The organism is Sulfitobacter sp. HI0129 (assembly GCF_001635395.1).
Lineage (GTDB): Bacteria > Pseudomonadota > Alphaproteobacteria > Rhodobacterales > Rhodobacteraceae > Sulfitobacter.
Genome location: NZ_LWGH01000358.1, coordinates 1 through 3,216, shown reverse-complemented (window position 1 = coordinate 3,216; position 3,216 = coordinate 1). Strand labels below are relative to the sequence as shown.

4 protein-coding genes are annotated in these 3,216 nt (G+C 65.0%); 2 read left to right on the top strand and 2 right to left on the bottom strand.

From position 1 onward, the window contains the following. The first annotated feature begins 1 nt into the window (after position 1). Positions 2 to 103, top strand: coding sequence for a PLP-dependent transferase (locus tag A3764_RS24615; RefSeq protein ID WP_330220516.1), 102 nt, complete (start codon positions 2 to 4; stop codon positions 101 to 103). Here A3764_RS24615 and dddP read toward each other — a convergent pair. Continuing rightward, a complete protein-coding gene (dddP, locus tag A3764_RS09035) occupies positions 100 to 1,443 on the bottom strand; it encodes a dimethylsulfonioproprionate lyase DddP (protein ID WP_067921699.1) in 1,344 nt (447 codons plus the stop codon). The genes A3764_RS24615 and dddP overlap by 4 nt on opposite strands. On the opposite strand from dddP, the gene A3764_RS09030 reads away from it, so the two are divergent. Beyond that, positions 1,442 to 2,320, top strand: a complete 879-nt coding sequence (locus tag A3764_RS09030; protein ID WP_330220265.1) for a heme-dependent oxidative N-demethylase family protein — start codon at positions 1,442 to 1,444, stop codon at positions 2,318 to 2,320. The two genes, dddP and A3764_RS09030, sit on opposite strands and share 2 nt — an antisense overlap. 24 nt (positions 2,321 to 2,344) lie before the next feature. Here A3764_RS09030 and A3764_RS09025 read toward each other — a convergent pair whose 3' ends face one another. After that, a complete protein-coding gene (locus A3764_RS09025; protein ID WP_067951508.1) occupies positions 2,345 to 3,148 on the bottom strand; it encodes a lytic murein transglycosylase in 804 nt (267 codons plus the stop codon). Positions 3,149 to 3,216 lie beyond the last annotated feature (68 nt).

The window sequence follows — 3,216 nt, the reverse complement described above, 5'->3', positions numbered from 1 at the left end:
CATTCCCGAAGGGCTGCTGCGCCTGTCGGTCGGGATCGAAGATGTCGATGACCTGTGGCAGGACCTGTCGCAGGCGCTGCGAGGCGCGGGACCGGCTGATTAACCCGCGCCCATCAGGGCGGGATCGAAGGGGTAGCGCGTCAGGTTTTCGTATCCGTCCTCCGTCACCAGAACCTGATCTTCGAGCTTGATGGAAAAGTCGCCCCCATCGGGGGAGACGAGCGCCTCCACGCAGAGCACCATGCCCGCTTCGAGCGGATAGTCGAACGCGCCCTCCACCGCCTTGTCGGGGTAGGCGACCAGTGGCCATTCATCGCAGAGCCCGACACCGTGCATCAGGCAGCCGTATTTGCCGTGCTGGAATTCCGGGGCCAGCTTGTGCGCGCGGGCGGTGAGTTCGGGGATCGTGATCCCGGGTTTCAGCAGGGCCATGTTCTCCATGATGTGGTCATGGGCGTGGCGCATGGCCGACACCATGTCGGCGCGGGGCGGTCGCTCTCCGATCCACCATGTCCGGCTGATGTCCACGCAGATTCCATAGGCACCGACGAGATCGGTATCGAAGGCGAGGATCTCGTTGCGCTGCACCACGCGTGGGCCGCATTCCTGAAACCACGGGTTGGTGCGCGGACCGGAGGTGAGCAGCCGCGTTTCGATCCATTCGCCGCCCCGGCGGATGTTTTCTGCGTGCAGTACCGCCCAGATGTCGTTTTCGCATGTTGTGCCATCGCCCGCGTGGGTTCGGGCAAAGTGTTCCATGGCCGCCACCGCCGTTTCGCAGGCATGGGAGGCGCAGCGCATGGCGGCGATCTCGTCCGGGCCCTTTACGGCGCGGGCCTTTTCGGTGACCTCTTCGCCTTCCATGATCTCGAACCCCTGTGCTTCGAGGCTGCGCATGCCGTGCAGCATGATCTTATCCACCGCGAGCCGCCGGTCGCCGTTCCCGTGTTCGGCCAGCAGCAGGCGGACTTCGTTGGCGAAGGCATCGGCGGCCACGTTCACCTTGTCGCCCCGGTCGAAATAGAAGAGATCCGCCCCCGCGCGCCGCTCACGCACGAGCGGGTTGAATTCCGACAGGAAGGGCGAATTCTTGTAGTCCCAGATGACCATGTAGCCATCGGCACAAAGCAGCACGGCGCGGAACGGGTTGTGGGTGTTCCACAGCTGCATGTTGGTGCTGTCGGTGGCGTAGCGGATGTTGAGCGGGTCGAACATCAGCAGGCCCGCGTAGCCGCGGGCGACGATATGCGCGGTCAGCCTTTCCCAGCGGTAGCGCCGCAGCGCGGGCAGATCGGGCAGGGCGAGGCCCGCCTCGCGCCATTCGTCGAAGGCGAGCCGCGTGGGCCCGATTTCCACCCGGTCTGGATCATTGGGTGTCCCGTCGCCAAGGCAGGCCCCCCGGGCGGGATCGATCTTGCGCGTATCGCGGAAATGACTGTTCATGCGATCACTCCGTTTGCCTTCGTCAAGCCTGCCGCGTATTTCCGGAGCCGACGTACAGTTTTCCGACGCGCAGACGGTCGGTTTGCGACAGGTTCCGCGCATGGAGGTCTCGGTGAAGGAAATTCTGCAGCCCCGGCTGCCCGTGGAAATGGCCGGTGACATGCCGCGCCTTCCGGGTATCGCGCCCTGCGGTGCAGCGGATTGGCTGCGGGTGGACGAGGCATATGGCGCGCAGATGGCCTATCGCCGCGCGCTTCTGAAGGATCCGGGCGCGCATGTCCTCTATCTGGAAGAAGCGGCGCGCCCCGCCGCCCAAGAGGTGCTGGGTGAGGCGCTGGCGCTACTGCCAAGGCTGGGGTTCCACCGCTCGGACGGGGGCATTACCTGCCCGGACGGCCATGTGCAGCCGCTCGACTTTGACAATCCGCTGCGTACGCTGGGGCAGATCGTGCAGGAGGACATCTGCCTGCTGCAGAAACGGGGCGATGAGCATGTGCTGACGGGGGCGGTGCTGTGCTTTCCCGCGTCATGGCGGTTGGCGGACAAGGCGGGCCGGCCCCTTATCGGGATTCACGATACGGTGCCGGAATACGACAGCGACATCGCGCGGCGGGTGCAGCGCCTTTTCGACGGGGTGCGCCCCGGGCGACCGCTCTGGCGCTTCAACCGGCTGGCCTATGCGGATCCGGACCTGCATCAACCCTACCGGACCCGGCGGGGGGAGGCGCGGCCCTACCTGCGGTCGGAACGCCAGTGCATCCTGCGCCTGCCTGAGACAAACGCGGCGGTCTTTACCATCCATACATGGGTGTTGCGCCGTGGGGTTCAGGAAGCCGATGATGAAGCTGAAAACGGCGCGGCAGTGACCGCGCCGTGAACCCGCTACCTTGGCCTCCGGACGTCAGCCGTCGATCTTGGCTGCCATGATCGCGATGGCCTTTTGATAGACGCCCGCGGCATTCCATTGCTTGATGACGTTAAAGTTGGGCTGGCCTTCCTGATAGCCCGCGCCGGGCTGCCAGCCTTTCTGGCGCAGGAAGTTGGCCGTGGAGGCCATGGCATCGGCGAGGTCGTAGAAATCCACCCGCCCGTCGCCCGAACCGTCGACTCCGTAGCGCAGGGCATTGCCCGGCAGGAACTGGGTATGGCCCAGCTCACCATGTTTGGCCCCCTTGGTGTTGCCGGTGATCGCGCCACGGTCAACGAGCTTCAGCGCGCCAATGGCGTGGGGTGTAAAGAAATCGGATCGGCGGCAATCATAGGCCAGCGTGGTGATGGCGGAGACGACTGAACTGTCGCCCATGAACCCGCCAAAGCCGGTTTCCATTCCGTGTATGGCCAGCAGGACGCCCGCCGGAACGCCGTACTGACGTTCGAGCGCATTGTAGAAGGCGGCATTGCGCGCCTTGCGCTTGCGGCCCTGCGCCACGATCGTGTCGGCCCCACGGACCTGCATGAACTTCGACAGCGAATACTTGAAGGATTTCTGGTTGCGGTCGGCGGCGATGGTCCCGTTCGCATAGCGCGCGCCCGCCAGTGCGTTCAGGCCGCGCTGGCCTACGCCCGCCGCGGCGGCTTCCTGTGCAAAGGCGGCTTTCNAGTTCTCGAAGCCCCCGGCGGAATTCCCGCAGGGCGCGGCAAGCGCGGGGGCGGCGGCGAGACCGGCGAGCAGCAAGGGGATGGACAATTTCTGAATGGGGCGCATGGGAACCTCTGACTTTATATCGTTACCTTCAGGGTAGTCCTCGCGCCCGATCATTCAAAGGAAGAGCG